The sequence below is a fragment of the Deinococcus aerolatus genome (genome assembly GCF_014647055.1).
Taxonomy (GTDB): domain Bacteria; phylum Deinococcota; class Deinococci; order Deinococcales; family Deinococcaceae; genus Deinococcus; species Deinococcus aerolatus.
Genome location: NZ_BMOL01000009.1, coordinates 48,936 through 74,827 on the forward strand (window position 1 = coordinate 48,936; position 25,892 = coordinate 74,827).

The 25,892-nt window shown below is 67.3% G+C and carries 23 protein-coding genes; 5 read left to right on the forward strand and 18 right to left on the reverse strand.

Annotated elements, in window-relative coordinates; genetic code table 11:
* Positions 1-2: 2 nt before the first annotated feature.
* From IEY31_RS10565 to IEY31_RS10575, 3 genes are all read right to left on the reverse strand, one after another.
* Positions 3-1,379 (reverse strand): sugar ABC transporter permease, encoded by a 1,377-nt coding sequence (locus IEY31_RS10565; protein WP_188971718.1) that lies wholly within the window; start codon positions 1,377-1,379, stop codon positions 3-5.
* Positions 1,376-2,716, reverse strand: a complete 1,341-nt coding sequence (locus IEY31_RS10570) for an ABC transporter permease subunit (RefSeq protein WP_229723504.1) — start codon at positions 2,714-2,716, stop codon at positions 1,376-1,378. Before IEY31_RS10570 ends, IEY31_RS10565 begins: the two co-directional genes overlap by 4 nt.
* A gap of 279 nt (positions 2,717-2,995) precedes the next feature.
* Positions 2,996-4,174 carry a sugar ABC transporter substrate-binding protein gene (locus tag IEY31_RS10575; RefSeq protein ID WP_188971722.1) on the reverse strand — a complete coding sequence of 393 codons (1,179 nt, stop codon included), beginning with the start codon at positions 4,172-4,174 and terminating at the stop codon, positions 2,996-2,998.
* A 315-nt stretch (positions 4,175-4,489) separates the two neighbouring features.
* Between IEY31_RS10575 and IEY31_RS10580 the strand changes: the two genes are divergently transcribed.
* The gene (locus IEY31_RS10580; RefSeq protein ID WP_188971724.1) at positions 4,490-5,761 is read left to right on the forward strand and encodes an MFS transporter; all 1,272 of its coding nucleotides are present in this window, start codon (positions 4,490-4,492) and stop codon (positions 5,759-5,761) included.
* A 123-nt stretch (positions 5,762-5,884) separates the two neighbouring features.
* On the opposite strand, the gene IEY31_RS10585 is transcribed toward IEY31_RS10580, so the two are convergent.
* The 5 genes from IEY31_RS10585 to gatC form a co-directional block, all read right to left on the reverse strand.
* Entirely contained in the window at positions 5,885-6,325 is a 441-nt protein-coding gene (locus IEY31_RS10585; RefSeq protein WP_188971726.1) for a hypothetical protein, read from the reverse strand.
* The gene (locus IEY31_RS10590) at positions 6,322-6,846 is read right to left on the reverse strand and encodes a DinB family protein (protein WP_188971727.1); all 525 of its coding nucleotides are present in this window, start codon (positions 6,844-6,846) and stop codon (positions 6,322-6,324) included. Before IEY31_RS10590 ends, IEY31_RS10585 begins: the two co-directional genes overlap by 4 nt.
* A gap of 112 nt (positions 6,847-6,958) precedes the next feature.
* Positions 6,959-8,923 (reverse strand): endonuclease, encoded by a 1,965-nt coding sequence (locus IEY31_RS10595; RefSeq protein ID WP_188971729.1) that lies wholly within the window; start codon positions 8,921-8,923, stop codon positions 6,959-6,961.
* 140 nt (positions 8,924-9,063) lie between these two features.
* Complete coding sequence (gene serS, locus IEY31_RS10600; RefSeq protein WP_188971731.1) at positions 9,064-10,341, reverse strand: serine--tRNA ligase; 1,278 nt, start codon at positions 10,339-10,341, stop codon at positions 9,064-9,066.
* Entirely contained in the window at positions 10,342-10,632 is a 291-nt protein-coding gene (gatC, locus tag IEY31_RS10605) for an Asp-tRNA(Asn)/Glu-tRNA(Gln) amidotransferase subunit GatC (RefSeq protein ID WP_188971733.1), read from the reverse strand.
* Positions 10,633-11,088: 456 nt separating this feature from the next.
* On the opposite strand from gatC, the gene IEY31_RS10610 reads away from it, so the two are divergent.
* From IEY31_RS10610 to IEY31_RS10620, 3 genes are all read left to right on the forward strand, one after another.
* Positions 11,089-12,348: an ABC transporter substrate-binding protein gene (locus IEY31_RS10610; RefSeq protein WP_188971735.1), complete on the forward strand. Its 1,260-nt coding sequence runs from the start codon at positions 11,089-11,091 to the stop codon at positions 12,346-12,348.
* Between the two features lie 353 nt (positions 12,349-12,701).
* Positions 12,702-13,649: a carbohydrate ABC transporter permease gene (locus tag IEY31_RS10615; RefSeq protein WP_188971737.1), complete on the forward strand. Its 948-nt coding sequence runs from the start codon at positions 12,702-12,704 to the stop codon at positions 13,647-13,649.
* A gap of 11 nt (positions 13,650-13,660) precedes the next feature.
* On the forward strand, positions 13,661-14,512 hold the full coding sequence (locus IEY31_RS10620; RefSeq protein WP_188971739.1) for a carbohydrate ABC transporter permease: 852 nt from the start codon (positions 13,661-13,663) through the stop codon (positions 14,510-14,512).
* 74 nt (positions 14,513-14,586) lie between these two features.
* Here the strand turns inward: IEY31_RS10620 and IEY31_RS10625 are convergent, their stop codons facing one another.
* A complete protein-coding gene (locus IEY31_RS10625) occupies positions 14,587-15,006 on the reverse strand; it encodes a hypothetical protein (protein ID WP_188971741.1) in 420 nt (139 codons plus the stop codon).
* Positions 15,007-15,102: 96 nt separating this feature from the next.
* On the opposite strand from IEY31_RS10625, the gene IEY31_RS10630 reads away from it, so the two are divergent.
* Positions 15,103-16,323: a lipid-A-disaccharide synthase-related protein gene (locus IEY31_RS10630; protein ID WP_308424320.1), complete on the forward strand. Its 1,221-nt coding sequence runs from the start codon at positions 15,103-15,105 to the stop codon at positions 16,321-16,323.
* A 37-nt stretch (positions 16,324-16,360) separates the two neighbouring features.
* Here the strand turns inward: IEY31_RS10630 and IEY31_RS10635 are convergent, their stop codons facing one another.
* The 9 genes from IEY31_RS10635 to IEY31_RS10675 all read right to left on the reverse strand — a co-directional run bounded on the left by IEY31_RS10635 (position 16,361) and on the right by IEY31_RS10675 (position 25,874).
* A complete protein-coding gene (locus tag IEY31_RS10635) occupies positions 16,361-16,621 on the reverse strand; it encodes an M-like protein (protein WP_188971743.1) in 261 nt (86 codons plus the stop codon).
* Positions 16,622-16,710: 89 nt separating this feature from the next.
* Positions 16,711-17,832, reverse strand: coding sequence for a DUF58 domain-containing protein (locus IEY31_RS10640; RefSeq protein ID WP_188971745.1), 1,122 nt, complete (start codon positions 17,830-17,832; stop codon positions 16,711-16,713).
* On the reverse strand, positions 17,829-18,812 hold the full coding sequence (locus IEY31_RS10645; RefSeq protein WP_188971747.1) for an AAA family ATPase: 984 nt from the start codon (positions 18,810-18,812) through the stop codon (positions 17,829-17,831). The genes IEY31_RS10640 and IEY31_RS10645 overlap by 4 nt, the downstream gene beginning before the upstream one ends.
* Entirely contained in the window at positions 18,809-20,032 is a 1,224-nt protein-coding gene (locus tag IEY31_RS10650; protein WP_188971749.1) for a DUF4129 domain-containing protein, read from the reverse strand. Before IEY31_RS10650 ends, IEY31_RS10645 begins: the two co-directional genes overlap by 4 nt.
* Entirely contained in the window at positions 19,932-20,285 is a 354-nt protein-coding gene (locus IEY31_RS10655; RefSeq protein ID WP_188971751.1) for a hypothetical protein, read from the reverse strand. The genes IEY31_RS10650 and IEY31_RS10655 overlap by 101 nt, the downstream gene beginning before the upstream one ends.
* A gap of 227 nt (positions 20,286-20,512) precedes the next feature.
* Positions 20,513-21,715, reverse strand: a complete 1,203-nt coding sequence (rpoD, locus tag IEY31_RS10660) for an RNA polymerase sigma factor RpoD (protein WP_188971912.1) — start codon at positions 21,713-21,715, stop codon at positions 20,513-20,515.
* A 702-nt stretch (positions 21,716-22,417) separates the two neighbouring features.
* The gene (locus IEY31_RS10665; RefSeq protein ID WP_188971754.1) at positions 22,418-23,602 is read right to left on the reverse strand and encodes a methyltransferase; all 1,185 of its coding nucleotides are present in this window, start codon (positions 23,600-23,602) and stop codon (positions 22,418-22,420) included.
* A gap of 171 nt (positions 23,603-23,773) precedes the next feature.
* The gene (locus tag IEY31_RS10670) at positions 23,774-24,928 is read right to left on the reverse strand and encodes a phenylacetate--CoA ligase family protein (protein WP_188971756.1); all 1,155 of its coding nucleotides are present in this window, start codon (positions 24,926-24,928) and stop codon (positions 23,774-23,776) included.
* Between the two features lie 97 nt (positions 24,929-25,025).
* Complete coding sequence (locus tag IEY31_RS10675) at positions 25,026-25,874, reverse strand: ABC transporter ATP-binding protein (RefSeq protein ID WP_229723488.1); 849 nt, start codon at positions 25,872-25,874, stop codon at positions 25,026-25,028.
* Positions 25,875-25,892 lie beyond the last annotated feature (18 nt).

Below are 25,892 nucleotides of genomic sequence, written 5' to 3' on the forward strand. Positions count from 1 at the left end.
CGCTACTCCTTGACCCCACCGGACACCGTGCCGCCCACGAAGTAGCCCTGGAACCCGTAGAACAGCGCCACGATGGGCAGTGCGCCGAGTGTGGCGGCGGCGGCAAACACCCCCCACTTGGTGCTGAACTGGCCCTGCGTGAACGAGAGCAGCATGATCCCCACCGTCCACTTTTCCACCCCGGTCAGCAGGATGTTCGCCAGGATGAACTCGGCGTAGGTCCCGATGAACTGGTTCAGGAAGATGAACACCAGAATCCCGCCCGACAGCGGCAGCACCACCTTGATAAAGGTCTGCCAGCGCGTTGCGCCGTCCACCATCGCTGCCTCCTCCAGCGATTCGGGCAGCGATTCCACGTAGCCCTTGAAAATCCAGGTATTGAAGGCGATGGCGCCGCCGCTGTAGGCCAGGATCAATCCGGTAAAGGTGTTGCTCAGGCCCAGAACCACCATCAGCGCGTAGACGGCCACCAGCGCCAGGAACACCGGGAACATCTGAATAAAGATAAAGAACAGGAGCGTCTGAAAGCGGCCCGGAAAGCGCAGGCGGGCCATCGCGTACCCGGCGGTGGTGGACAGCAGGATCGCCAGGATGCCGGTAATCCCCGACACCAGCAGGGTGTTGCGGACTGACAACAGGAACTTGCTTTCGTTGGTACTGCCGCCGAACTGGGCCGGCCCCATAAACACCACCAGCACCGCCACCGCCACGGTCAGGATGCGCAGGGCCCAGGTGCGCGTGCGGTTCAGGCCCTCGCTCTCGCCCCCCGCCCTGGCGATGATCGCCATGATCCCCAGCGCCGTCAGCGCCGCGCCGGACAGCCCCGCCAGCAGCAGTTGCCACAGCGGAATGGCGACGCCCTCGAACAGCTTCTGGAAATTCTCGTAACTCAGCACTTCCAGGCGGGGCAGCAGGCCGGTCTTGTAGAGGATGTTGGGATTGGAAAAATCCGGGAAGGCGAACAGGCTGTTGCGCGGATCAAAGGCGGCAATCAGCACGTAGAACAGCGGGTAGATCGCCACCAGTACCACCAGCATCAGAAACAGGTGGGTCAGCTGAACACCCAGCACGGCGCTGTAATTGATCTTGCGCCCGGTGCGGACCATGCCGACGCGCTGGCCGATCAGACTGGTCAGGGCCAGCACGCCACTGGCGGCCAGCAGGAACAGCAAAAACCGAATCCAGCCGCGCTCCACGAAGTAGATGGTGAAGCTCTTGGGGCGCCCTGCCATGTTCCTGTTCAGGTAGAAGGCCAGCACCCCGACGATGGTCACCAGGGCCGCCAGTACCAGCCACGGCAGGGCCTTTCGCAGCGGTCCCGGCTCACGGTGAACGTAGACCTCGGGTGCAGCGTCTTCACGCGTGGGCAGGGTGGTCATTTGCGGGCCTCCTCGAACACGCCGGCAGCCTTGAAGTTCACCAGCGAGATTGCCAGGGTCAGAAAGAAGATGATCAGCGCGATGGCGCTGGCCAGGGCGAAGTTCTGCCCGCCGCTGGAGGCAAAGGCCGTGTTGTAGCCCCACGACAGCAGAATGTCGGTGCTGCGGGCGGTGGCCTCGCGACCCACCTGGTCCGGCCCACCCTGCGTGAGCAGGTAGATGATGCCGAAGTTGTTGAAGTTGAACGCGAAGCCCGACAGCAGAATGGGCGTGAAGCTCGTCCGCAGCAGCGGCAGCGTGATGTTGGTGATCTGCTGCCAGCGGCTGGCCCCGTCAATGCTGGCGGCCTCGTACAGGTCCTCGTTGATGGTGCTCAGGGCGCTGATGGTGGCGGTCATCATGTAGGGAAAGCCCAGCCACAGGTTCACCACCAGCACGCTGACCTTGGCCCACAGCGGATCCCCCAGCCACGGCACGGCGGCCAGACCCAGCAGGCCCAGTCCCTTGTTCACGATGCCGAACTGCTGGTTAAACAGCGCCACCCACATCTGCACGCTGATCACGGCGGGAATGGCCCACGGGAGAAACAGCAGCGTGCGGTAGATGTTGCGCCCCTTGAGATTCTTGTTGTACAGCAGGATGCCCAGGATCAGCCCGGCCAGGGCGTTGATGATCACGGTAGAAAACGCGAACACCACCGTCCAGATGAACACCGGAATCAGGGCGCGGCTGGCCTTGGAGAAGATCTCGCGGAAGTTCTCCAGACCCACGTAGGTGTAGCTGTTCAGGCGGGTGGCCCGTTCCACGTCGATGGGACCCGTGAACGGCGCGGCCAGCGTGACCTGCAGGCCATCGACCCCCGCCACCCTGGTCTTGTAGGGCACCGACGCCTGATCGTCGAACAGCACCAGCGTGGCGCCCGCGCAGTCCGGCGTCTCGCAGCGCAGGTATTGCTGCACGCTCTCGGACTGCGGCGTCTCGGCCAGCGTGACCACCCGGCCGTCCGGGCTGATGGACGCGGTAGTCCGCAGCGCCGAATCCGGGTTGCCGCTGTTGACCGCGTTGTAGTTGGTGAAGGCGTAGTTGACGGTCAGGACGATGGGCAGGATGGTAAAGGCCGCCAGAAACACCAGCGCCGGGAACAGGTAATACCAGTTGATCATCCACGGAAAGACGCGCTGGACGATGGGCAGCATCACCAGCAGCACGCCCACCACGTAGATCAGGATCATGTAGGGCGGCGCTTCCGGGTAAAACCGGGCGGTCAGGCCGCTCAGGAGCCAGCCGATCAGGGTGGCCCCACCCATCATCACGGCCAGAATCAGCACTGCCAGCAGCACTCCGCGCGTTCCTTCAGGGGGGACCGTGGAACGAACACTCGAACGGGGGGGGTGCGGAATCGCTGTCATGGGAATGCTCCGTCTCCTTGAAAAGAATGGGATGGTAGTGCCGGCAATCATACGGCGATTTTTCTCTGCTGAACCCGCGTGGCGGCCGCCGGTCCGTTCGGCGCATGGGACACCCTCAGCGGGGTTTGGGCCGGACGGACAACAGCAAGGAGGATGGGCTGTGTATCTCGCCCATCCTCCTCAGACCCGCTGGTTCAACAACGGGGCTTACTTGATGTTGCCCTGAATTTCCTGCACGGCCTTGTCCAGAATCTGGCTGTAGTCGGGGTTGGGCTTCTGCACGCTCTGGGCGATGGCGGCGCTCCAGGGGGCCCACACGGCGCCCATTGCCGGCACGTTGGGCATGGGGGTGCCCGCGCTGATGGACTTGCCGAAGCCGGCCACTACCGGGTCACTCTTGAGCTTGGTGCGGGCGCTCAGGCTGACCGGGATGCGTCCGCCCGCCTTGTTGAACGCGAACTGCGCGTCCGAGGAGCTGATCTGCTTGGCAAAGCCCGCCGCCGCCACCTTATTCTTGCTGTAGGCGTTGATCATCGTGCCCTGCACGCCCACGAAGGGGCTCCACTTGCCGCTCGCGCCGGGAGGCGTGGGGAAGGTGGTGATGCCGTAGTCGATGCCTGCCTTCTTGATGTCGCCCATGTCCCAGGGACCGGTCAGGAACATCGCCAGGCGGCCGTCGGTAAACGCGCCCTTGGCCACGTCGCCGGACACACCCTCGGGCACCAGGTTGTACTTGTAGCGCAGGTCGTTGAGGAAGGCGCTGGCCTTGTCGGCCCCGGCGTTCGCCAGACCGATGTCCTTGATGTTCAGGGTGCCATTGGTGTTCTTGAACACGTAGCCGCCGTAGGCGCTGACAACGCCGTAGTTCATGTAGGCGTTGCTCAGGTCCGCCAGGAAGCCGAACTTGCCGTTGCCGGTGTTGTCCTGCGCAACTTTGAGGAACTCGGCCCAGGTGGCGGGCGCCTTGGGCACCAGTTTCTTGTTGTACACCAGCGCCACGGACTCGGCGAACATGGGGATGGCGAACAGCTTGCCCTGGTACGTCATGGCCTGCAGACCGGTCTTGTCGAAGTCGGTCTTGCTGGTGATGTACTTGTCCATCGGCTCAATGACGCCAGCCGAGGCCAGCTGACCCAGACGGTCCTGCGGCAGGGTCACGATCACGTCGGGGCCCTGACCCTTGGGGGCGCTCTGGATCAGCTTGTCGGGAATCTGGTCAAAAGGCACGCTGACAATGGTGGTCTTGTTGCCCTTCTTGTCGAAGGCTGCGGCCTGCTCCTTGAGCCACGTCAGCTCGGAGCCTCCAAAGTGGGTCCAGACGGTGATGTTGGCGGCGCCAGCTTGGCCCAGCAGGGCGAGGGACAGAATGGTCAGTGCTTTTTTCATGGTTTCTCCTAGAATCATGGCGGTAAATGAAACGCTTCCAAAGTTCGGTGTGCAACGGGGCTGTCCGTCCAGCACTTGCCGTACCGCAGGCGTTCAAAACATAAAGATGCCTGTTTACGGTGTTGGGCGGGCGAGCAACTAAAGGGATGGGGGTGACCCGACAGAAACTATACGCCACAGCCCACACTTCAGGCTAGGGACCAGAGTCTGCAGGGTCCGTTCATCACATCGTCAGGCTGGTGGTGCGCAATGGACACCAACATCAGGGCAGCGACAGAATGTTACCGACCGGTCAGTCGGGTGTACACTTTCGGGATGCCCGCGCACGCTTCCCCCCCACCGCCTGCCCGCGGCAGACCCGCTGCCAGCACCAAGATTATCCTCTTTTTTACCATCTTTGTCGCCATGCTGGGCCTGAGCGTGCTGTTTCCCATTCTGGCCCCGCTGGGTCGGCAGTTGGGCCTCTCGGAGACGCAGGTGGGCTGGTTCTCCACGGTGTACAGCCTGATGCAGTTCGTGTTCTCCCCCATCTGGGGTTCGCGCAGCGAACGGGTGGGGCGCAAACCGGTGCTGATCATGGGTTTGATCGGGTTCTCGGTCAGCTTCGGGCTGTTCGGGTACGTCGCGCACCTGGGCCTGCAGGGCGTCGTTGCAGGAGGAACCCTGTTCGGGCTGCTGCTGGCCTCGCGGGTGATTGGCGGCCTGCTGAGCAGCGCCACCCTGCCCACCGCGCAGGCGATGATGGCGGACCTGAGCAGCGAGAAAGACCGTGCCGCCAGCCTGGGCCTGATCGGCGCGGCGTTTGGGCTGGGCGTGGTCTTCGGCCCCGCACTGGGCGGGCTGCTCAGCACCTTCAGCCTGACCACGCCCATCTACTTTTCCGCCGTGCTGGGGCTGGCCACCGCCGCCGTCGCGTGGCGGGTACTGCCGGAGACGCGCCGAGCCGATTCGGTGCCGATGGGCAAGGGCGAACGCCGCTCTCTACTGACACGCGGGGCCATTCCGCTGTTTCTGGCGGTCAGCGCCCTGTCCACCCTGGCGAGCGTGGGCATGGAGCAGACCATCGGCTTTTACGTGCAGGACACGTTGAAACTGGAGCCCGGCGAGACGGCCCGCACGGTGGGCGGCATGCTGGCGGTATTCGGCATTGTGGCCGCGCTGGTGCAGGGCGGCGCCATCCGTCCGCTGAGTCGGCGCATCAGCCCCACCCTGCTGATCCTGGTGGGACTGGCGGTTATGGCCGCAGGCATGTTCCTGCTGCCGCAGATGACCACGTACTGGCCCATCACCGTGGCCCTGGCCGTGATCGGCGTGGGCAGCGCCGTTCTGTCCCCCACCCTCAGCGCTGCCCTGAGCCTGAGCGTTCCCGCCAACCAGCAGGGCGCCGTCGCGGGCCTGAACAGCAGCGCCCTGGCCCTGGGCCGCATGACCGGCCCGCTGATCGGCACCGGGCTGTACCAGAGCGTCAGCCACGGCGCCCCGTACCTGCTGAGCGGCGGGGTGCTGGTGCTGGCGCTGGTCTGGGTCCTGATTGCCCGACCCAGGGTGGCAATCAAGCCGGAGAGTGCGGCAGTGGGAAGCGGATAGGAAGCGCGGCAGGAGAAAAGAGGCCACGTAAACTCGGCCTCTTCTTCCGTATAAGTTTCTTCCGTATGGGTTAGGCCGCCTGGGCCATTCAGGCGGGAAGGAACAGGGCGCCGTGCGTTTCCCTCACTCCAGCACGTAACGCACGGCCTCCTCGAAGCCCACCTTCCCGGCCTCTGCCCGCTTCAGCACCTTGTTGAGCTTCCAGGGCATCCACTCGGTCTGGCCCGTGGTGCTTCTCAGGAAGCCGCGCAGGCCCACTTCCACGTAGCGGGCGTCCTTGCCCAGCAGGGCACTGAGGCCCGCACGCACCGCCTCCGCGTCACGCAGGGGACCGGTCAGGCGGGCGGAGGGAATGTCGGGGGTGACTTCCGGCTCCGGCACAGGCTCGCCCGCCGGGCGGGTGGGCGCGGGGTGCGGGCGGTACAGTTCCACCCGGAAGCCGTCCAGCACCAGCAGCGCGGCCAGGGCCTGCGCTTCGGGCAGCGGATGGGCGAAGGTGACGTGAATGTCCAGTTCGTGACCGCGCGAGCCCTTGTCGGTCCTGACGGATGGGTCTCCGGTCATGCGGCCGCGCTCGCCTCCAGCAGCTTGCGGTGGGCACGCAGATGCACGGTGATCATCCGCAGCCAGTCCAGCGCGTCCAGCTCGCCCAGGAACTGATGCCAGAAGGTCCGCCCCGGCGTCGGCTCGACGCGGGCGGCAGTTTCCTCCAGCGTTCTGCGGTGTTCGGCCCACTCGGTCTCCAGCGCCGCAAAGGACAGCCCGGTCTCACTGGGCAAGGTGAAGTCGGGGGCCTGACGCTTGCCGTCCTTCAGCTGCCCCGGCACCTGGGGCATGGGGCGCAGGGGCTTGTCGGACAGCAGCAGCCGCATGATCGGCACGATGCTGTTGTCGATCTTCAAGACGTGCTCGGCCTCCTGGGCAGGAGACCAGTCGCGGCCCGGCTGGGTGGTGTTCCAGTCGGCCTGACGGCCACGCAACTGGGCTTCCAGGCGGTCCAGCTCCACACTCAGGCGGGTGCGGACTTCTTCCGCCGTCTGGCCCACGAACTGCAGCGCGGAGGCATCGAACATCGGTTCTGTCATGCCGGCAGTCTAGCGGGTGAGGCCGGGGACCGGGGGCCAGCTGAGCCCTTACGGTTGCGTCTACACGCCGCCTTGCAGACCGCAGGCGCTCTGGCAGATTGCCCAGGGACCGCTACCGGCCCAGCCCTTCCGAGAAGTCCACCTCTGCGGCCCACTGCGGGCGGTCAATCAGCGGATTGCGGTTGCCCTGGCGGGCGAAAATCAGGGAATTGCGGTGGCGTTCCCAGTCGCCGGGCGGGGTGGCCGCGTGCCACGCCAGCAGGGTGTCCAGGTGCCGGGCACTGTACTGCCGCACCACGCCGGGATAGCGCAGCAGGAAGTACAGGGTGGCCCGCGCCGCCGCGCCCTTGCCGTGGGCGGGTTCGAACTCGCCGGGATCGCGGCGGCCACAGTCTGAACGCAGCGCTTCGCCGTAGTCGGGAAAGTCGAAATACGGCGTGTTGCCCCGGAACGAATTGCAGTCGGGTTCGCAGGCGAACAGGTGGTGCAGGTCCCCGCGCATCGGCTCGCGCTTGCTGAACCAGCTTTGCGGGACGACATGCTCGCAGTTGTACGGGAAGGCATCTTCCAGCGTATCCAGCGAGAGGCCCTCGCGGGCGGCCAGCTCGGCGCGGCGGGCCTGCGCGGCCAGATCCGCGGCGATGAACTGTTCAGGGGTGTGTTCGCGGGCGCTGTAGAGGCTGCGGAGCTTGCCATCCGGCCAGACGTCTACCGCCGGGTACAGTTCGGTGGCGGGCGAGTACCGGGGCTGACGTGCGTGCGTGCGCGTCACCAGTTGTGACAGCGCCAGAAAGCGGTTCTGGGGCGTGCCGTCCGTCGCCAGACCGGCGTAGTAGGCTGCCGCGTCCGCCTCGTCCTGCGGCTTCAGGTAACTGCCGGACGGCTGTGGGCTGCGCGGCGCGGGCACGGGCAGCGGCGGCGCTAGCGTCTGGGCTACCCTCACCTTCAGCGTGACGGGCCAGCTGGCCACGCCGTCCGCGCCTGGGGTGATCTGGCCCAAGTCCACAGGGCTGACCGCTTCCAGCGCGCCCCCGCCTGGGCCCACCGGGCCGGCGAGACTCACAGGTAGCCGGTTGCCGCTCAACACTTCGGTGACCAGGGCATTGCCAGCCGCGTCGGCACGGGTCCGCAGATCATTCAGGATGCGGCTGACGCGCACGCCCTCGTTGGCCATCCAGTCGATGGCGCTGTCCGGGTCACCGGGTTGCAGCGGCTGGCCGTCCCGGCGCAGCGTGCGGCCCTGGCTGTCCGTGCGCGGGACGCCGCTGTGGTGCAGGGCCACCACCTCCCAGGCGTCGTTGAACACCGGGCTGCCGCTGCTGCCGGGGGCCGTGTCGGTCTCGTAGTGCAGGAAGTCGGGCAGCATGTCGATCAGGCGGTTCTCGCGCAGGGCGATCTGCTTGGTCTCGCCGCCGGGGTGCTGCACGATGCTCAGGGCCTCGCCCAGCAGGGTCTTGTCGGTGCTGGCGATCAGCGGCAGCCATCCATAGGCCCCAGTGTCGCCGCGCACCCCCACCAGCGAGTAATCCAGCGTCTCGGAGGTCACGAACAGCGCGTCCGGGTCCAGCGGCAGCGCGACGGGCGTGGCCAGTTCGCCGCCGGGCAGCAGCTCGTAATTGAACTCGATAACCGCCAATCGGGCGGTGGCCGGGTCCTCCAGCACGTGGTGGTTGGTCAGGATGGCGCGCGGGCTGCACAGCCAGCCGGTGCCAAAGCCCACGGTGCGGCCCCGCGCGTCCTTCAGCACCACCCGGCCCACCGCCCGCGAGGCGCTGCGGGCCAGATCCAGGTACGCCACGCCCACCAGATCGTTGGCCCCCAGCACCCGCTCGGCCTGAATCCGGGTTTTGCCGGGCAGGCGCTCGGTGACAGCCGCCATCGTCTCACGGCCCTCGGCCAGGGCGCAGGCGTCGGCATACGGCACCCCCAGGCGGGTCAACCGGGCTTCCATGCGTCCCTCGGAATTGGCCGCCAGCGGGCCGCCCACGATCAGGCGCTCGTGCGTGCGCGCCCTCTCGGTATCGCGGCTGACATAACGGGCGTGCGTCTGTTCCAGCACCTCGGGCGGAATGTCCATGCCGGTAGCGTAATGGACGGACCCCGGCGGAATTCACGGCTGGACCTCACCCGGCGCAGAGAAAACCACCGCGCCCGGATGCCCAGACCACGAAAAGAGGGCCAGTCGTCTGACCCGGCCCTCACGGTTTGTTTCTGAACCTACCGGACCGCCCTGCCCAGCGTTTCCTTCCCGCCCAGATACGCCCGCAGCGCCTGCGGCACGCGGATGGTGCCGTTTGCCTGCTGGTGGTTTTCCAGAAACGGCACCAGAATGCGCGGTGTGGCGATGCCGGTGTTGTTCAGCGTGTGCGCGTAGGTCAGCTTGCCGTCCTCCTCGCGGTAGCGCAGGCCAGTGCGGCGGGCCTGCCAGTCGCCCAGGTAGCTGCAACTGTGCGTTTCGCGGTAGAGGTTCTCGCTGGGCACCCAGCTTTCCAGGTCGTACATCAGCACCTTGCCGGCGCCCATGTCGCCGGTGCAGTTCTGCACGACGCGGTACGGCAGTTCCAGGGCGGTCAGCAGGTCCTCGGCGTTCTTCAGAATCTTGCCGAACCACTCCAGCGCCTCGGTCTCATCGGCGCGGCACAGGACGTACTGCTCAACCTTGCGGAACTCGTGAACCCGGATCAGTCCGCGCACGTCGCGCCCCGCCGATCCGGCCTCGCTGCGGAAGGCCGCGCTGATGGCGGCAAACGTGATCGGCAACGCCGCCAGAGGCAGCTGCTCCCCGGCGTACAGGCTGTTGACTGGCACCTCGGACGTTCCGGCCAGCATCAGCTCGTCGCCCTCGATCTTGTAGACCTGATCCTCACCGCCAGGGAAATGGCCGCTGCCCAAGAAGGCTTCCGGACGGACCAGGGCGCTGGTGCTCAGGGGCGTGAAGCCGCGCGCCGACAGGAAATCCAGCGCGAACATCTGCACCGCCATCTCCAGCAGTACGGCCTCGCCCTTCAGCAGATAGCTGCGGCTGCCCGACACCTGCGCCACCCGCTCGGGATCGCTCCAGCCCTGCAACTCCAGCAATTCAACATGGTCCAGCGGCGGAAAGGCGAACTCCGGCAGCGTGCCCTCGCGGCGCAGCTCCACGTTCTCGGAGTCGTCCGCGCCCACCGGCACGCTGTCTAGCGGGATGTTCGGCACGCGCAGCAGCAGTTGCCGGAGCTGTTCCTCGTGGGCGCGCAGGGCCGGTTCCAGCGCCTTAATTTCCTCTCCCAGCTCCTTGCCTTTTACAATCAGGGCAGGGCGCTCGTCGGGCGTGGCCTTTGGGACCAGCTTGGCATTGGCGTTGCGCTCGGCCTGCATGGCCTCCACACGCTGCTTGACGCCCAGCAGCTCATGGTCCAGCGCCAGCAGTTCGTCCAGATCCAGGCTGATCCCCTTCACCTTGATGGCGCGCTTGACCGCCCCGGCGTTCTCACGGATGAATTTCAGGTCCAGCATCTACTCGGCCTCGACGGTGCGGGGCACGCGGATAAAGCCGTCCTGGGTCTCGGGGGCCAGCCCGTAAATCACCGACACGGGGAACGCCTCGCCGGGCACATCGTCGCGCAGCACGTTGACCAGCGTCACCGGGCGCTGCATTTCCTCCACGCCATCCGTATCCACCTCGCGCAACTGTTCGAAGTAGCCCAGCACGCGGCTGAGGTCGTGGGTCATGGTTTCCCGCTCTTCGGGAGTCAGTTCCAGCCGCGCGAGGCTGGCGAGGTGGTTCATCTGGGCCGCGTCAATCATGACAGGCAGTATAGATTCCCGGCGCGGCCCCTGCTTCCCCTGCCAGCCGCAACAGTGGCGCAGCGCCACGGGCGGTGGCAGAGACTGCCGCAGCGTTGTATGGATGCCCCGCCCGACCAGGACAACGCTCCGCAAGCGGTGAATCCCACACCGTGCAGGCCGGGGCGTGAACCACATCTCTGTGGCATGGTGAAGGCCTGCGATGCTCAGCAGCACTCCGGAGGTTTTGGACAACCCCTGGCTGGAAGGGAGCAGCGTGTCGTGCGTGCGGGACGTCTGTGCTGACATGGTCATTCGCCCTGTTGCAGCGCATGCCTGGCCGGAATTGAGAAAACTCACATTGACACCCCGCAACGGGCGGTGTAGCCTTCCACAATCACAACTGCGTAATCGTGGAACCGCTTCCGAGGGGAAGCTGGCGTGCCGGAACCCCGGCCAGTCCACACAGGAGGATTCATGAAGAAAGCCATTGCACTTGTCAGCCTGACCGCCGCCATCGCCGCTTCCAGCCAGGCCGGAGCCGTTCAAGTCACGCTCGCCTGCGGAACGGTGGGCCAGGAACTCCAGCTTTGCAAGGAAGGCGCGGCGCGCTGGGCCAAGAAGACCGGCAACACGGTCAAGGTGTTTGAGAGCCCCAACCTGACCAACGATCGCCTGGGCCTGTACCAGCAACAGCTGGCCGCCAAGAGCGACGCCATCGACGTGTACCAGCTTGACATCATCTGGCCCGGCCTGCTGTCGCAGCACTTCGTGGACCTGAAGAGCAAGGTCCCGGCCACCGAAGTCAACGAGCACTTCAAGGGTATCATCGCGGCCAACACCGTGGACGGCAAGCTGGTTTCACTGCCATGGTTCACGGACGCCGGACTGCTGTATTACCGCACCGACCTGATGAAGAAGTACGGCTACAGCGGCGCGCCCAAGACCTGGGCCGAGCTGGCCACCATGGCCAAGAAGATCCAGGACGGCGAGAAGAAGACTAACAGCACCTTCACCGGTTTTGTGTTCCAGGGCAAGAACTACGAGGGCCTGACCTGTGACGCGCTGGAATGGCTCGTGTCCTTCGGCGGCGGCACCATCGTGGATGACAGCGGCAAGATCACTGTGAACAACGCTAACGCGGCCAAGGCGCTGGACACTGCCGCCAGCTGGGTCAAAAACATCAGCCCGGCCGGCGTGACGACCTACGGCGAAGAAGAGGCGCGCGGCATCTTCCAGTCGGGCAACGCAGCCTTCATGCGCAACTGGCCCTACGCCTGGGCGCTGGGCCAGAGCGACGACAGCAAGGTGAAGGGCAAGATCGGCGTGGCCCCCCTCCCCAGCGGCGGCAACGGCAACGCGGCCACCCTGGGCGGCTGGAACCTGGGCGTCAGCATGTACTCCAAGAACCAGGCGGCCGCCATTGATCTGGTGCGCTACCTGACCGGCGCGGAAGAGCAGAAGATCCGTGCGGTGGAAGCGGCCTACAACCCCACACGTCCGGCCCTCTACAAGGACCAGGCCGTGCTGAAGGCCAACCCCTTCTTCGGCAGCCTGCTGGACGTCTTCACCAGCGCCGTGGCCCGGCCCTCTGGCCCCACCAAGCTGAAGTACAACCAGGTTTCGCAGGCCTTCGCTGGCTCGGTGAGCGACGTGCTGGCCGGCAAGACGAAGGGTGCAGCCGCCGTCAAGAAGCTGGAAACGGATCTGGCACGCATCAAGGGACGCGGCTGGTAAGCGCGGCCCACCCACCCCTCACCGTCAGGTGAAGCTGGGGGACGCCCGCTGGACTGGGCGTCCCCCACTTTGGTTCTCCAGCCCGATTCGGATACCGCCCGGGCCTTCCAGCAAACAAGAAGACCAATACGGAGACGTGATCTTCACCTGCCAGACCCTCCGCGTTGTCAACGTCAACCGCTTTTGCACCAGAACCTTCAAACAGAGACCAGCGTGGACCGTTAAGCTGAGGGCCTCAAACTAGGCCAGCCATTCTCCACCGCAGCACGTTATTGACCGCGTAGCCGCCCACATTGCCGGGCAGCCCACTCTTTTTCGGGACTTCTTTTTCAGGGACCAGGAGGCCACAGACCATGACCACGAACGCCCCCACCACGCCTCCACCCGCTCCACCGGCCCGGGGCAAGCGGACGCCGGGCATCGAGGCGTCCCGCGCCCGAACGGCCATCATCCTGCTGCTGCCCACCCTGATCGCCATCGCGCTGGTGGCGGGCTTTCCGCTGTACCGCACGATCTTCTTTTCCGTGCAGGAAGCCAACCTGACCACGCCGGACCAGTCCACCTTCATCGGGCTGCAGAACTTCTGGTTTACCACCGCCGAGGGTATTGGCCTGGGCTTCCTGCAGGACCCGCAGTGGTGGACCGCCGTCCGTAACACGCTGATTTTCACGGTGTTCTCGGTGTTTCTTGAAACCGTGTTTGGCATGATCATCGCGCTGGTGGTCAACAGCGCGTTTGCGGGGCGCTCGTTCCTGCGAACCGCCATGCTGATTCCCTGGGCCATTCCCACGGTGGTCTCGGCGCAGATGTGGGCCTACATGTACAACGACTCCTTCGGGCTGATCGGGCAGGGGCTGCTGGGCGGGCAGGCGCTGCTGGCCGATCCGTCCAAGGCCATCTGGGCGCTGATCGCGGTGGACGTGTGGAAAACCACCTCCTTTATGGCGCTGCTGATTCTGGCCGGGTTGCAGAGCCTGCCGGGTGACATGTACGAGGCCGCCGACATGGACGGCGCGAGCAAGTGGACGCAGTTCTGGCGCATGACCCTGCCTCTGCTGCGGCCCGCGCTGCTGGTGGCCCTGGTGTTCCGCAGCCTGGACGCCCTGCGGGTGTTCGACATCATGTACGTGATGCTGGGGGCCAACGTGGCGGCCAGCACCAGCATGACCGGCTACGCCCGCCAGCAGCTGATCGACAATCAGCTGCTGGGCACCGGCAGCGCCGTTTCCGTGGCGATCTTTATCATCATCATGACGATTGTGGTCATCTACGTGACCGCCTTCCGCGTGAAGTTCGACTAGGGGGTCTGGACATGAACCTGAAACGCACCAATCCCAGCATGTACTACCTCCAGCGGACGCTGTTCTACCTGCTGGTCCTGGTCATTACCGCGTACCTGCTGTTTCCCTTCGCGTGGGCGGTGCTGACCAGCTTCCGTCGGGCGACCGACCTGTTCCTGCCGCCGCTTCAATTTATGACCGCCCCCACCACCCTCGACAACTACACGCAGGTGTTCGGCAACCCCAGCTTCCGGCGCGGATTGCTGTTCAGCACCATTGTCGCAGTGGGAGCGGTGGCCGTCAGCCTGCTGTTCGGCTCGTTTGCCGCCTACGCGCTGGGCCGGTTCCGCTTCAAGGGCAAACAGTTCATCATGTACATCATTCTGGCCGTCAGCGTGTTTCCGCAGATCGCCGTGCTGGGCGGGCTGTTCACGCTGATCACCCGCTTTCGCCTGTTCGACAACCCGCTGGGCCTGATGGTCTCGTACCTGATCTTCACCATTCCGTTCACGGTCTGGGTGCTGACCTCCTTCGTGCGCGACATTCCCGGCGAGCTGGAGGAGGCGGCGCTGGTCGACGGGGCCAGCCCGCTACAGACGCTGTTCAAGGTGCTGTTCCCGGTGATGATGCCCGCGCTGGTCACCACCGGCCTGCTGGCCTTTATCAACGCCTGGAACGAGTACCTGTTCGCGCTGACCTTCATGAGCACCAACCGCACCGTGCCGGTGGTCATCGCCAACTACTCGGGCGCGTCGCAGTTTGACCAGCCGTGGGGGCCGATCATGGCCGCCAGCATTGTGGTGACCATTCCGCTGATCACCCTGGTCCTGATCTTCCAGCGCAATATCGTGTCCGGCCTGACGGCGGGGGCAGTCAAGGGCTAACGTACTGGACCGTCCAGGGCCGCCTCTCCGAGACACTGGAGAGGCGGCCCGTCTGTTCTGGGCTGGCCCCCGGCTCAGTTCAGCGGTCTGGTCCGCTCCCAGCCCACGCCCGCGTAGGTGTCGGCCACGTCGCACAGCATCTGGCGGGCCAGGGTGAACAGCTCGTCCTCGCCGGTCTGCTCCAGGCGGAAGGTGCCGCCCTCGCCGTACTCGCCCTGAAACGCCCCGCCCACGCGGCGCACCCGCACCAGTACCTCACACAGCCCCAGCCGCAGCCAGGCGGCGTGAAAGCCCCCGGTGGGCACGGGGCGCAGGCGGTTGGCCGGGTCGGTGGTGAAATCCAGCGTGACATTGTTGAGGGGCAATCCCGGTCCACTGGCCGCCCGCAGGGCGTGATACAGCGCGTTGATGAACGCCTCACAGGCCCGTTCCTCGGCCTGCCGCTCGTGGGCATGGCGGCGAATGGCCGCCTGAAGCTCGTCAAATTCACTCATGGCAGGTCACTCGCGGCGGGCATGTCGGCTCTATTCGTACCATGCCCGCTTGGAGTGCAGGGCCGGGCCACCGGCACCGGCGGTATGCTGCGGCGCGTGATTCCTTCCACGGCGCCCGTTCTGTTCGTTTCCAACGGCACGGCGGAAGACCTGATCGGGGCGCGGCTGGCAGGCCTCCTGACACGCCGCGTGCGGTACAGCCCGCTGGTGGGCGAGGGCCGGGCTTACGCGGCCCTTTCCGACGCAACGCGGGTGGGCCGGGTTCTGCGGCTGCCCAGCGGGGGGTTTCCCTTTGGCAGCCTGGACAACCTGCGCGCCGACCTGCGGGCCGGATTAGTCGGCGAGTCGCTGGGGCAGTGGACTGATGCCACGCGCGGGGCCAGTGAGACGGGCACCGTCGTTGTTGTGGGCGACGCCTACGCGCTGATGGTGGGAACGGTGGCGGCCAGAATGAGGCGCCTGCCACTGGTTCATGTTCAGCCGCTGCTGAGCGCGCACTACCTGGACGGCCTGGGTCTGCGCGGGGCGCTGCGGGAACTGAACGCGCTGGGGGCCAACCGGCCCATGCCCTACGAGTTGCGGCTGGCACGTGGGGCCGACGCTGTGTTCGTGCGCGACGCCGCCACTGAACGGTACTACCGCCAGCGCGGCGTTGCGGCCCGCTTTGCCGGAAGCTTCGCCATGGACGTGCTGTCCGTCCCGGAGCGAGACCTGCGGCTCCCGGCAGGCCGCCCGGTCCTGGCCCTGCTGCCCGGCTCGCGGGACGACCACCGCGAGAGCCTGCCCCTGATGCTCAGGGCCGCCGCCCTGCTGCCGGAGGTCACGCCGGTGGTGGCGTGGCCGCACATCTGGGATGCGGTGACGTTGCCCGGCGGCTGGACGCTGGAGCATCACGGCGATGCGGAGGCGATGGCCAGGGGTGAGGGCACAAGCGTGACCCTGGTGCGCCGGGCGTTCGGCGCGGTGGCGCGGGCGGCGGACATCGCCATCGGCACCTCGGGCACGGCAAATGAGCAGCTGGCGGGACTGGGGGTGCCGGTTATCAGCTTTGCCACGCGCGGCCCGCAGTACACCGCCGGATTTGCGCGGCGGCAGGGGCGGTTGCTGGGCGCGTCACTCAGCGTGGTGGGCGCATCCGCACCCGAACTGGCCGCACAGGTCCGGGCCCTGCTGGGCGACCCTTCACGGCAGGCGCGGGCGGCGCTGGCCGGACTGACCAGAATCGGCCCGGCGGGCGCCCTGCCCGTGATCGCGGCTGAGATTGAACGGCTGGCCCTGTCCCCCCTGGCCCCGCACAGCAAAGGCACCCGGCGCTGAGGCCAGGTGCCTTGAAACAACGTGCCAGGAGGTCAGCTCAGGGCGTCGTTTTCTCATCGGTGTCCCCCATGTTGGTGCTGGGGGGATCGCTGCCGTCCATGGTCTGGGCCACAGCCACATCCTGCTTGTCCATGCCGCGCTCCCTGAATTCCCCGGCTTCACGGCTCTCGGCCTCCACCTCGGCTTCCAGCTCCTCGCGCTCGTCAACGTGGCCCATGAACTGCAACTCCACGTTGGTGGGTTCGTGTTTCTCGTCGGCAGCAGCCCTGGGATCACGGCGGTCATCATTCTGGGTCATGCGTCTACGCTACCAAGCCGGGAAATGCGCGGTCTGAGCGCTTCCTTCATCTGGCTTCACGGCAGGCCCACGCCTGTGCAGCCAGAACTCTACCCGCCCAGCCGCAGCACGCTCTGGTTGCCGCGCAGCACGAACACCAGGATGCCCGCCCCGGCCAGCACCCCGGCCTGCCGCTCCAGATTCCTGACCGCGTCGGGGGCCGCCACCCACTGGCGGCGCGGCTTCTCGCCGGGTTCCAGGTAAAAGCCCTCGGGCATGGCGACGATGGCGACCCGGCTGGCGGTGGCCCGCGCCCGCATGGCCCCGGTGATCAGTGCGGGCGCCGGGCTCGCGCTCAGGATAATCAGGTTGCCGCCGGAGCGTGTGGGCGGAATCACCGGCGGCGCCGGGTCCGGCTGCAGCTGAGCCAGCCGCAGCAGGGCGGCGTGCAGGGCCTCGGCGTGGCGGCCTGCGGGCGTCGCCCCCGCGTTGGTGGCCACCGAGACGGGAAGGCCCAGGGCCAGCGCCTCCTGCACCAGACTGGCGGCCAGCCGCACCGCGCTCTCGGCAAAGACCTCTCCGCCGCTGCTGACATCCAGATACACGGTCACGCTGCTGGCCGCCGTGCGCTCCGGCTCGCGGACCGACAGGGTGCCGGTGCGGGCGCTGGAGCGCCAGTGGATGCGGCCCGGCGGATCACCGGAGGCGTATCCGCGCACGCTGCGCAGGCTGATGGGATCTTCCAGCCCCAGGCGGCGGCTCAGCCCGCCCTCGCTCAGCAGGGGACGCAGCAGGTCCGGCAGGCGCAGGCCGTGGGGCGTGGGAAAGACGTCCAGGCGCTGAACCGCCGGAATGGACACGCTGTGCCAGAACAGGCCCAGCGGATCGGCCCAGTGCAGCGTCGCGCCCGGCCACAGGTACACACCCCGGCTGTTGAGGGTCAGGCGGGTGGCCACGTCAAGGTGCTGGATGCCCAGCATCTCGCCGGACAGGCGCAGGGGCGCGTCTGGCACCACCGTGCGCGGCGTGGGGTCCTCGATCAGGTAGCGCACCGGCAGCCGGCTGTGCAGGGCCACCCGCAGCGTCAGCAGCAGGCGGGTGCCCTGAAAACCATTGTGCGGCAGCTCCCGCGAAAACGACACCTGCGGCGGCATGCGGTAGGCCCACCACAACAACGCCGCCAGCAGACCAACTGCGCCCAGCCACAGCAGCGCGGCCAGCAGGAGGCTCACCGGGCGGCGGCGGTCTCGGGCGGCCGGGGGACGGTCTCCACCGGAACCGGCTCGGACCGCAGCACCTCGCGCACGACTTCCTCAGCGGGCAGACCCTGCAAACGGGCCTCGATGTTGAGGCTCAGGCGGTGGGCCAGCACACCTGGCGCGGCACGCTGCACGTCGTCCGGAATCACGAACCCGCGGCCTTCCATCCATGCCAGCGCCTGTGCCACGCCCTGCAACGCCAGACTGGCCCGTGGGCTGCCGCCCAGGGTTACGGCGGAATGCGAGCGCGTGCGGGCCGAGAGCGCCGCCACGTAGCGCCGCAGGTCCTCGGAGACGTGCACCGTCTGAACCTCCCGGCGGGCCGCCAGCAACTCGGCAGGCGCGGCCACCGGCTCCAACGCGTGGATCGGGTGCTGGCCCTGCAGGCGCGAGAGCATCCGCACCTCCTCGTCCAGCGTGGGGTAACCCACCGACAGGCGCAACAAGAAGCGGTCCAGCTGCGCCTCGGGCAGCCGATAGGTGCCCTCGTTTTCAATGGGATTCTGGGTGGCGATCACCACGAAGGGCTGCTCCAGGGTGTGGGTCACGCCGGACTCGGTTACCTGCCCCTCCCCCATCGCCTCCAGCAGCGCGGACTGCGTCTTGGGGGTGGCGCGGTTGATCTCGTCGGCCAGCAACACGCCGGTAAAGATCGGCCCCGGCACGAACTCGAAGGTGCCGCTGGCGGGGCGGTACACGCTGACGCCGGTCACGTCGCCCGGCAGCAGATCGGGGGTGAACTGCACGCGGGTAAAGGTCAGGCCCAGGCTGACGGCCAGGGCGCGGGCCAGCATGGTCTTGCCGGTGCCGGGGGCGTCTTCCAGCAGCACGTGGCCGCCGGCCAGCACGCCGGCCAGGGCCAGGCCCGTGACCTCGGTCTTACCCACCAGCACACGGGCTACGTTGTCCAGAATCGAGCGGGCGAATGGCTGGAAGATGGGTGAATCGGTCATGGGTTGTCCTCGTGGTCAGAAGTGGAGTCGTCGTCAGGATCGTGGGGAGGCGGCAAGGCAGGCAGCGCCCTGGCCAGCTCGCGCGCCGCCGCCTCGGCCCCCTCGGCGTCCTCATCGGTGACGCGCCCGCCGTAGCGGACCGGGGCGTAGGCACGGGTCAGGGTGTCCAGCGGCCCGGCCAGCGCCGGATCAAAGCCGGACAGCCGCGCCGCGTAGCCCGCCGGGGTCTCTGCCGCCCTGCGGCCACGCCCATGCTGGCGCAGGGCCTCCTCGGCCTGCCGGTACGCGAGACGGACGCGGTGCAGCGCCGGCTGGGCCGAGGGGGAGGGGCCGCCCTTCAGCGCCAGCGGGGCCTCAACCTTCTCCTCCCCTTCCCGGGCCTGCATGACGTTCATCCAGACCAGCAGCGCGGCCAGCGCGAACAACGCAACCAGGCTGAGCCACAGGAGGCCCTGCACAAAGGCGCTGATGTCGATCTGCCGCCGCCCGGTGATGTTGCTGAGCAGTCCCGCCAGGGCGTTGCCCGCGCCGGAGCCAGCCTGCGCCCCGGCCCCCGAACTGCCCCCACCACTGCCGGACAGCAGCACGCCCGCCGCCAGCCACAGCGCCCCGGTCAGCAGCAGGCCTGCCACCATCAACAGTTCGATCAGACGGGGTTTGCCGGTCTCTCTGCGGCGCAGCCGCCACATCAGCCCGCCGCCCGCCAGGAGCAGCAGCAGTCCGCCCAGCAGAATCGCGTCGGTGGGCAGAGCAACGTTGCCCAGGCTGAACTGGAACGGCAGCTCCATACCGGGCGTGGCCGGAGCAGACGGCGTCTGTGTGGGGTCGGCGGCGGCGGGCTGGGGGGCGGACGACGGCCCCTGGACGGCAGGCGGCGGTGTGGGCCCACCCAGCGCCGCCCAGTCCATCGCCTGACGCGGCAACATGACGCTGAGCAGCAGGACGCCTCCCAACGCCGCGCCCGCTGCCCACCACACGCGGGGCACCGGGCGGTGCGGGCGCTGGCCCAGGCGCTCGTCTCGGCCGGCTGTCGCCAGCAGGCCCCCGGCCAGCGCCAGCAGCAGGCCCGGCTGCGGGGCCAGCAGACCGATCAGCAGCGGCGCCAGCAGCGCCGTCCGGCTACCCCTGAGCCCGTCGCTGATGCGGCTCGCGGCCCAGTTCAGGGCCAGTCCCACAAAGAACAGCGCCAGGTAATGCAGCGCCAGGCCCCACCAACGCACCGCGCCCCAGGGCCAGCGCCGCCGGGGCCAGGGCCAGCGCCGCGCCGCCCACAATCAGCAGGCTAAGCAACAGGCGGCCCTCCTCCCAGCGCGGCCAGCGCACCGCCACGGCGAACAGGGCGCACAGCAGCGCGGTGGCCCACCACGGCAGCCAGCCCGCCGCCGCCAGCGGCAACAGCGCCAGCCCGTAGGCCCGCCACGACACCCGCGAGGGGGCGTCAAGCCAGGGGTCCTCACGCGGCGCGGCGGTCAAAAGTGGGCCTTGAACATCATCTTGCCTGGAGAATACGCGCCGGGGCGGAAAAAGTTGCCCGGGTTGGGGAGAGCTGGAGGTCAGGGTGGCAGGCGAAATCCCCTCCACTGCGAAGAGACTGCCACACGCCGGCATCCTGTGGGCAAGTCCACTCAAGCTGCCCCCGCCCCAGCACCACAAAAACCGCCCCGGACCGGAGTCGGGGGCGGCGCAGAGAGACTTGCGGCTCAGTCCAGGAAGTCGCGCAGCTTGCGGGTGCGGCTCTCGTGGTACTTGAGCTTACGCAGCGCCTTGTTCTCGATCTGACGGATGCGTTCGCGGGTCACGTTGAAGCGCTGACCGACCTCTTCAAGCGTATGCTCGCGGCCGTCCACAAGGCCCTTGCGGAACTTCAGAACCATGGCCTCGCGCTCGGTCAGCTTGGACAGGGCCTTTTCCAACTCCTCACTCAGCAGGGTCTTGGCGGCGTTGTCCACCGGGGAATCCAGGTTGTCGTCGGGGATGAAATCGCCGTAGAAGCTGTCCTTCTCGTCACCGATGGGCGTTTCCAGCGACACCGGCTCCTGGCTGACCTTCTGGACCTCTTCCACCTTGTTGGCGTCCCAGCCGGGTCCCATCGCCTCGGCGATCTCCTCGTGCGTCGCCTCGCGCGAGAGTTCCTGCTGAAGCTGCCGGGCGGTGCGGGTCAGCTTGTTGATGGTTTCCACCATATGCACCGGGATGCGGATGGTGCGCGCCTGATCGGCGATGGCGCGGTTGATGGCCTGCCGGATCCACCACGTGGCGTAGGTGGAGAACTTGTAGCGGCGGCGGTATTCGAACTTCTCCACCGCGCGGATCAGGCCCTGGTTGCCCTCCTGAATCAGGTCCAGGAAGCCCAGGCCACGGCCGGTATACTTCTTGGCAATGCTGACCACCAGACGCAGGTTGGCCTCGATCAGGCCCTGACGCGCCGCCGCACCGTCTTCCACCTGACGCATCTGGCGGCGGCGGGCACGGTCTTCCATCTCCAGCTCTTCTTCCAGAATCTTGCGGGATTCCTCGCCTTCCTCGATACGGCGGGCCAGCGCAATTTCCTCTTCCAGCGTCAGCAGCGGCACCCGCCCGATCTCATGCAGGTACTGGCGCACCGGGTCATTGCTGACAGCGCGCGGCATGTCGTCAAAGTACTTTTCCTCGTCGTCGGGCTGGTTGGTGGCGCGGGCGGCGGCGGGGCCGTCCTCGGCTTCCTCGTCCTCGGACTCCTCCTCGTCGTCGTCCTCGGCGTCCTGAACCTCGATGTTCTGGGCGGCCAGGTACAACTGAAGGTCCTCGAAGGCGTCGGCGTTCTCCGGGTTCTCCGGGTCCAGGCCGTTGGCCTCAAGGGCGGTGGCCAGGGCCGTAGCAATGTCCTCGGAGGCCAGGACCCCAGCCGCCTTGCCGGACTTCAACAGTTCCTGAATGCCGGGATGGGCGTAGTACGGCTTGTCGGCCACGCTGACCTTGGGCGCAGCGCTGGTCTTGGCCGCGCCCGCCTTGGCCGGGCTGGCCTTGGCGGCGGTGGCCTTGCCGGCAGCCTTGCCCGCAGGCGCTTTAGCGGGGGCTTCCGCCGCCGCGTCAGCCGTCTTTTTGGAAGCGGCCTTGGGAGCCTTCTTGGGCGGTGCCTTGGGGTCGGCACCCACCGCAGCCGTGTCAGAGGCGGTCGTCGTGGCCGCCGGCTTCTTTGCCGCCTTCACGGGGGCGTCGCCCTCGGTCTTGGGGGCTGCGGCCTTACGGGCAGCCGGCTTTTTGGCCGGGGCAGCCTTGGCCGGAGCCTCGGCCACAGGAGCGCTGGGTTTGGCGCCGCCCACACGGGCGCGCTTCTTGTCGGTTGCTTTGGGAGCCGTCGCGGGGACGTCAGATGCTTGATCGGGTGATGATTTGGTGGACTCTGCCATGCGGCCTCCTGCGGCAAGAGAATGAAACAATCGGGGGCGGGCGGAATTCGGGCCGTGAGGGAGCAGGACCAGATGCCGGAACGCGCCAGTCTAGCAAACGCATTTGCGGGCCATCGCCCGCCTGAAAGCAGTCGTCGATTTTACCACGTCTGCGGTGAATCTTCCAACACGGGAATCAACACAGGGAGTACGTGACGCACGGAGAAAAGGTTCCCATCAGTCCTGAGCGCGTGTGGCAGCCAGCACTTTGAAGCCGTGGGCACGGGCCAGTTCCCTCACAGGACCGATCTCACCCAGCGCCGCCTCGTACGGCAGGGGCTCGTTGGCCACCAGATACAGCGTGCCGCCCGGCTTCAGGCGGCGCGAGGCGGCGGCCAGGAACTGCAGGGCCACGTCCAGTACCACGCCGCGCCCGACATGGAAGGGTGGGTTGGTCAGAAGAGTGTCGAACGTGCGCTCACCCAGCGCCGCATCGACGTCGGAGTGGACCACCTCGCCCTGGAGGCCGTTTGCCTCCAGCGTCATCCGGGAGCTGCGGACGCTTTGTAAGTCGCCGTCGGCCAGGGTCACAGTTGCGCCACGTTTGGCCGCCCAGGCCCCGATCAAACCTGCACCGCAGCCCAGATCCAGCACACGCTGACCGGCCAGCTCCAGTTCTCCCAGCGTTTCAAGCAGAAGCGAAGTCGCCCTATCCGCCTTTCCGGCACTGAACACGCCGGGCAGGCCGGTGACCTGCACGCCGAACGCCTCGTAGCCCTCTGCCGCTGGCATCGGGGGCGTGGGGCCAGGGCGGCGCGTCAGGCGGGCCACGCGCATGCCGCCGTCGCGGGCCACCGTCTCCCCCGTTCCGAAGGCCGCCCCGGCCGCCCGGACATAGCGGTCAAAACCCTTGTCACGGTCTCCAGCCAGGTACAGCGTGCCGCCGGGCGGCGTCTGCGCGTGTGCCCAGGCCACCTGCGCCAGCACATAGGCGTTGCCCCGGTCCCCGGCCAGGGTCAGGGCCACCGTCCGTGCCCGCTCGGGCCAGCGCTCCTGCAAAGTGTCGCCTGGGACCGCGGCCATCAGCTCGTACCCTGCTGCTTCCAGTACGGTCAGGGCCGCTGCCGAGCCCTCCACCGCCCGCAGGGTCACCCCGGGCAGGCTACCCAGCAGGCCGCCCGCCGCCGAGAGGTCCAGCACCTCGCCGGAAACGCGGTCCTTGCGCATGGTCTGCGCCAGCAACTCTTGGGCGGCCTCCACACCCGCAAAGCCGCGCACGCCAGGTTTGGTCAGCGTACTCAGGCCTTCGAGCCGCTGGCCAAGCCTGGCCGGACGCACCGCGAAGTAATCCCCGCCGTCCGCACTTTCCTCACGGACAGGCGGGCGGGCAATTCTGATTTTCTGCTTTTTGCGGCCAGTCACGCCCCTTCATGTATCACATGACGCTCCGGTCTGCGCTCTCCCAAGGGCAACCCAATGCCCCTCACACACGCTGCACAGGTGCGGCCCCCATGCTGGAGAAGCCCAACAATTGAACCTGACCGGGTGAAGTCAGGGAGGCTGCCCCACCGCCGAGTGGGGCTTTTTGTGCCGCTATTCCCGCCCGTCCAGCACGCCCTCGCCCTCGTGCTCGGGGGTAACCGTCAGTTCGTCCAGCCGGATCACGAAACGGCGCTGGAAATCGACCTTCAGCGTGTCCATGGCGTCTGTACGCTCCCCACGAACGGTCAGGCCCAGGCGATCGGCCCCGGCCTGGGACCACAGCCGCAGCGTGTGCTGGGTGTGGTCCAGCCCCTGGCCCGCCAGCCAGAACGCCACCTCACGCGGAAACAGCTTGACGCCCTTGACCTTGAGCATACCCCCCACGTTACCGAAGACGCCGCCCGGCAGATAGGCGCCGTCGGCCCGGCGCTCGATCCGGGTCAGGTCCCCGGTGCGGAAGCGCAGCAGCGGCATGGCCTGTTTGCTCAGGTGCGTGACCACCAGTTCGCCGCGTTCGCCGTCCGGCAGGGCCTCGCCGGTCTCCGGGTCAACCACCTCCAGGTACACCCAGTCTTCCAGCACGCGCAGCCCATTCTTTTCGGGGGTTTCCAGGGCCATCAGGCCAGCCTCACTGCTGGCGTAGGCGTCCAGGGCCACGCAGCCCAGCGCCGCCTCCACCCGCTCACGGCGGCCCGCGATGCTGGTCAAGGGCTCGCCAGAGGAGATCAGCAGTTCCACCCGCGCGCCCGCCTCGCCCAGCCGCTGCGCGAAACTCGGGGCCGAGACCAGCACGCGCACGCCCAGCTTCCGGATAGCTTCCAGTTGTGCCTCGGACTCGCCGGGGCCGAAGGGCAGGGTCTTGGTGCCCAGCGCCTCGAAGCCGCCCTGCATGATCCAGCCGCCCGCAAAACGGTGAAAGCCGAAGGCGATCTGAACGTGGTCCTCGCGGCGGACGCCCGCCCGTGCCAGGGCCGCCCCAGCCGCCCGCCCATGCGCGTCGATGTCGGCCTGCGTCGCGTATTCCGGCAGCCAGCCCCCGCCCACATGCGGCGTGAGGTGAACGCGCACGGCGTCGGGATGGGCCAGTTCGCCCGCCTCAAAGGCTTGCGTCAGCCTCTCGCGGGTCAGAAAGGGAACGCTGGCCCATCCGGTCTGCTCCGACAGGTTCTGGAGGGCCACGCGGTAGAGCGGGAGCTGTGCAAGTCGGTCCAGAAGCTCGGCCTGCTGGGGGAGCGAGGTGAAACCGGGCTGGCGTGTGTGGGTCATGGGTGTCCTCAAAGAAGGCAGGCGTTGGGTGCCGTCCCCGACTGGAGGGCCTGCACACTCAAGCCTGCGTGGGTGCCAGGGAGCTGACGCGCCGCCCTTACATCCAGCGTTTGCGCCGCTTGTAGCTCTTGACGTCCTTGAAACTCTTGCGGGCGCCGCCCTCGGTGACGCCCAGGTAGAACTCCTTGACGTCCGGATTGCTGGCCAGCTGGGCGCTGAGACCCTCCATCACGATGCGTCCGTTTTCCATGACGTAGCCGTAATCGCTGTTTCTGAGGGCGATGTTGGCGTTCTGCTCCACCACCAGCACGCTCAGGCCCTCCTCGCGGTTGATGCGGCGCACGTTGTCGAAGATCTCGGCCACCAGGAGCGGCGCAAGGCCCAGGCTGGGTTCGTCCAGCAGCAGCACGCGCGGGTGCGCCATCAACGCGCGGCCAATGGCGATCATCTGCTGCTCGCCGCCGGAGGTGTAGCCGGCCTGCTTGTGCCGCAGCGCGGGCAGCTTGGGAAAGTAGGAGTAGATGCGCTCCAGGTCCGTATGCCAGTTGCCCCGGCCCAGAATCGCCCCGGCCCGCAGGTTTTCCTCCACCGACAGGTGCTTGAACACGCGCCGGCCCTCCGGCACCTGCACCACGCCGGACTTGACGACGTCGGTGCCGGTCAGGGCGCTTAACGTCTTGCCCGCAAACGAGATGGTGCCTTCGCGGATCTTGCCGTTCTCGGGCTTGAGCAGGCCCGAGATGGCCCGCAGCGTGGTGGTCTTGCCCGCGCCGTTGGTGCCCAGCAGGGACGTGACCTGTCCGGCCCGCACGGTCAGGCTGACGCCGCGCAGCACCTGAATGATGTCGTGGTACACCACCTCCACGTTGTTGACGGTCAGGTCATCGGTGCCGGGCGCCGCCCGGGGGGGTGGGGTGGAGACAGGCTGGGGGGAAGAAAGGGTCAAACGTTCACCTCCGGAAGA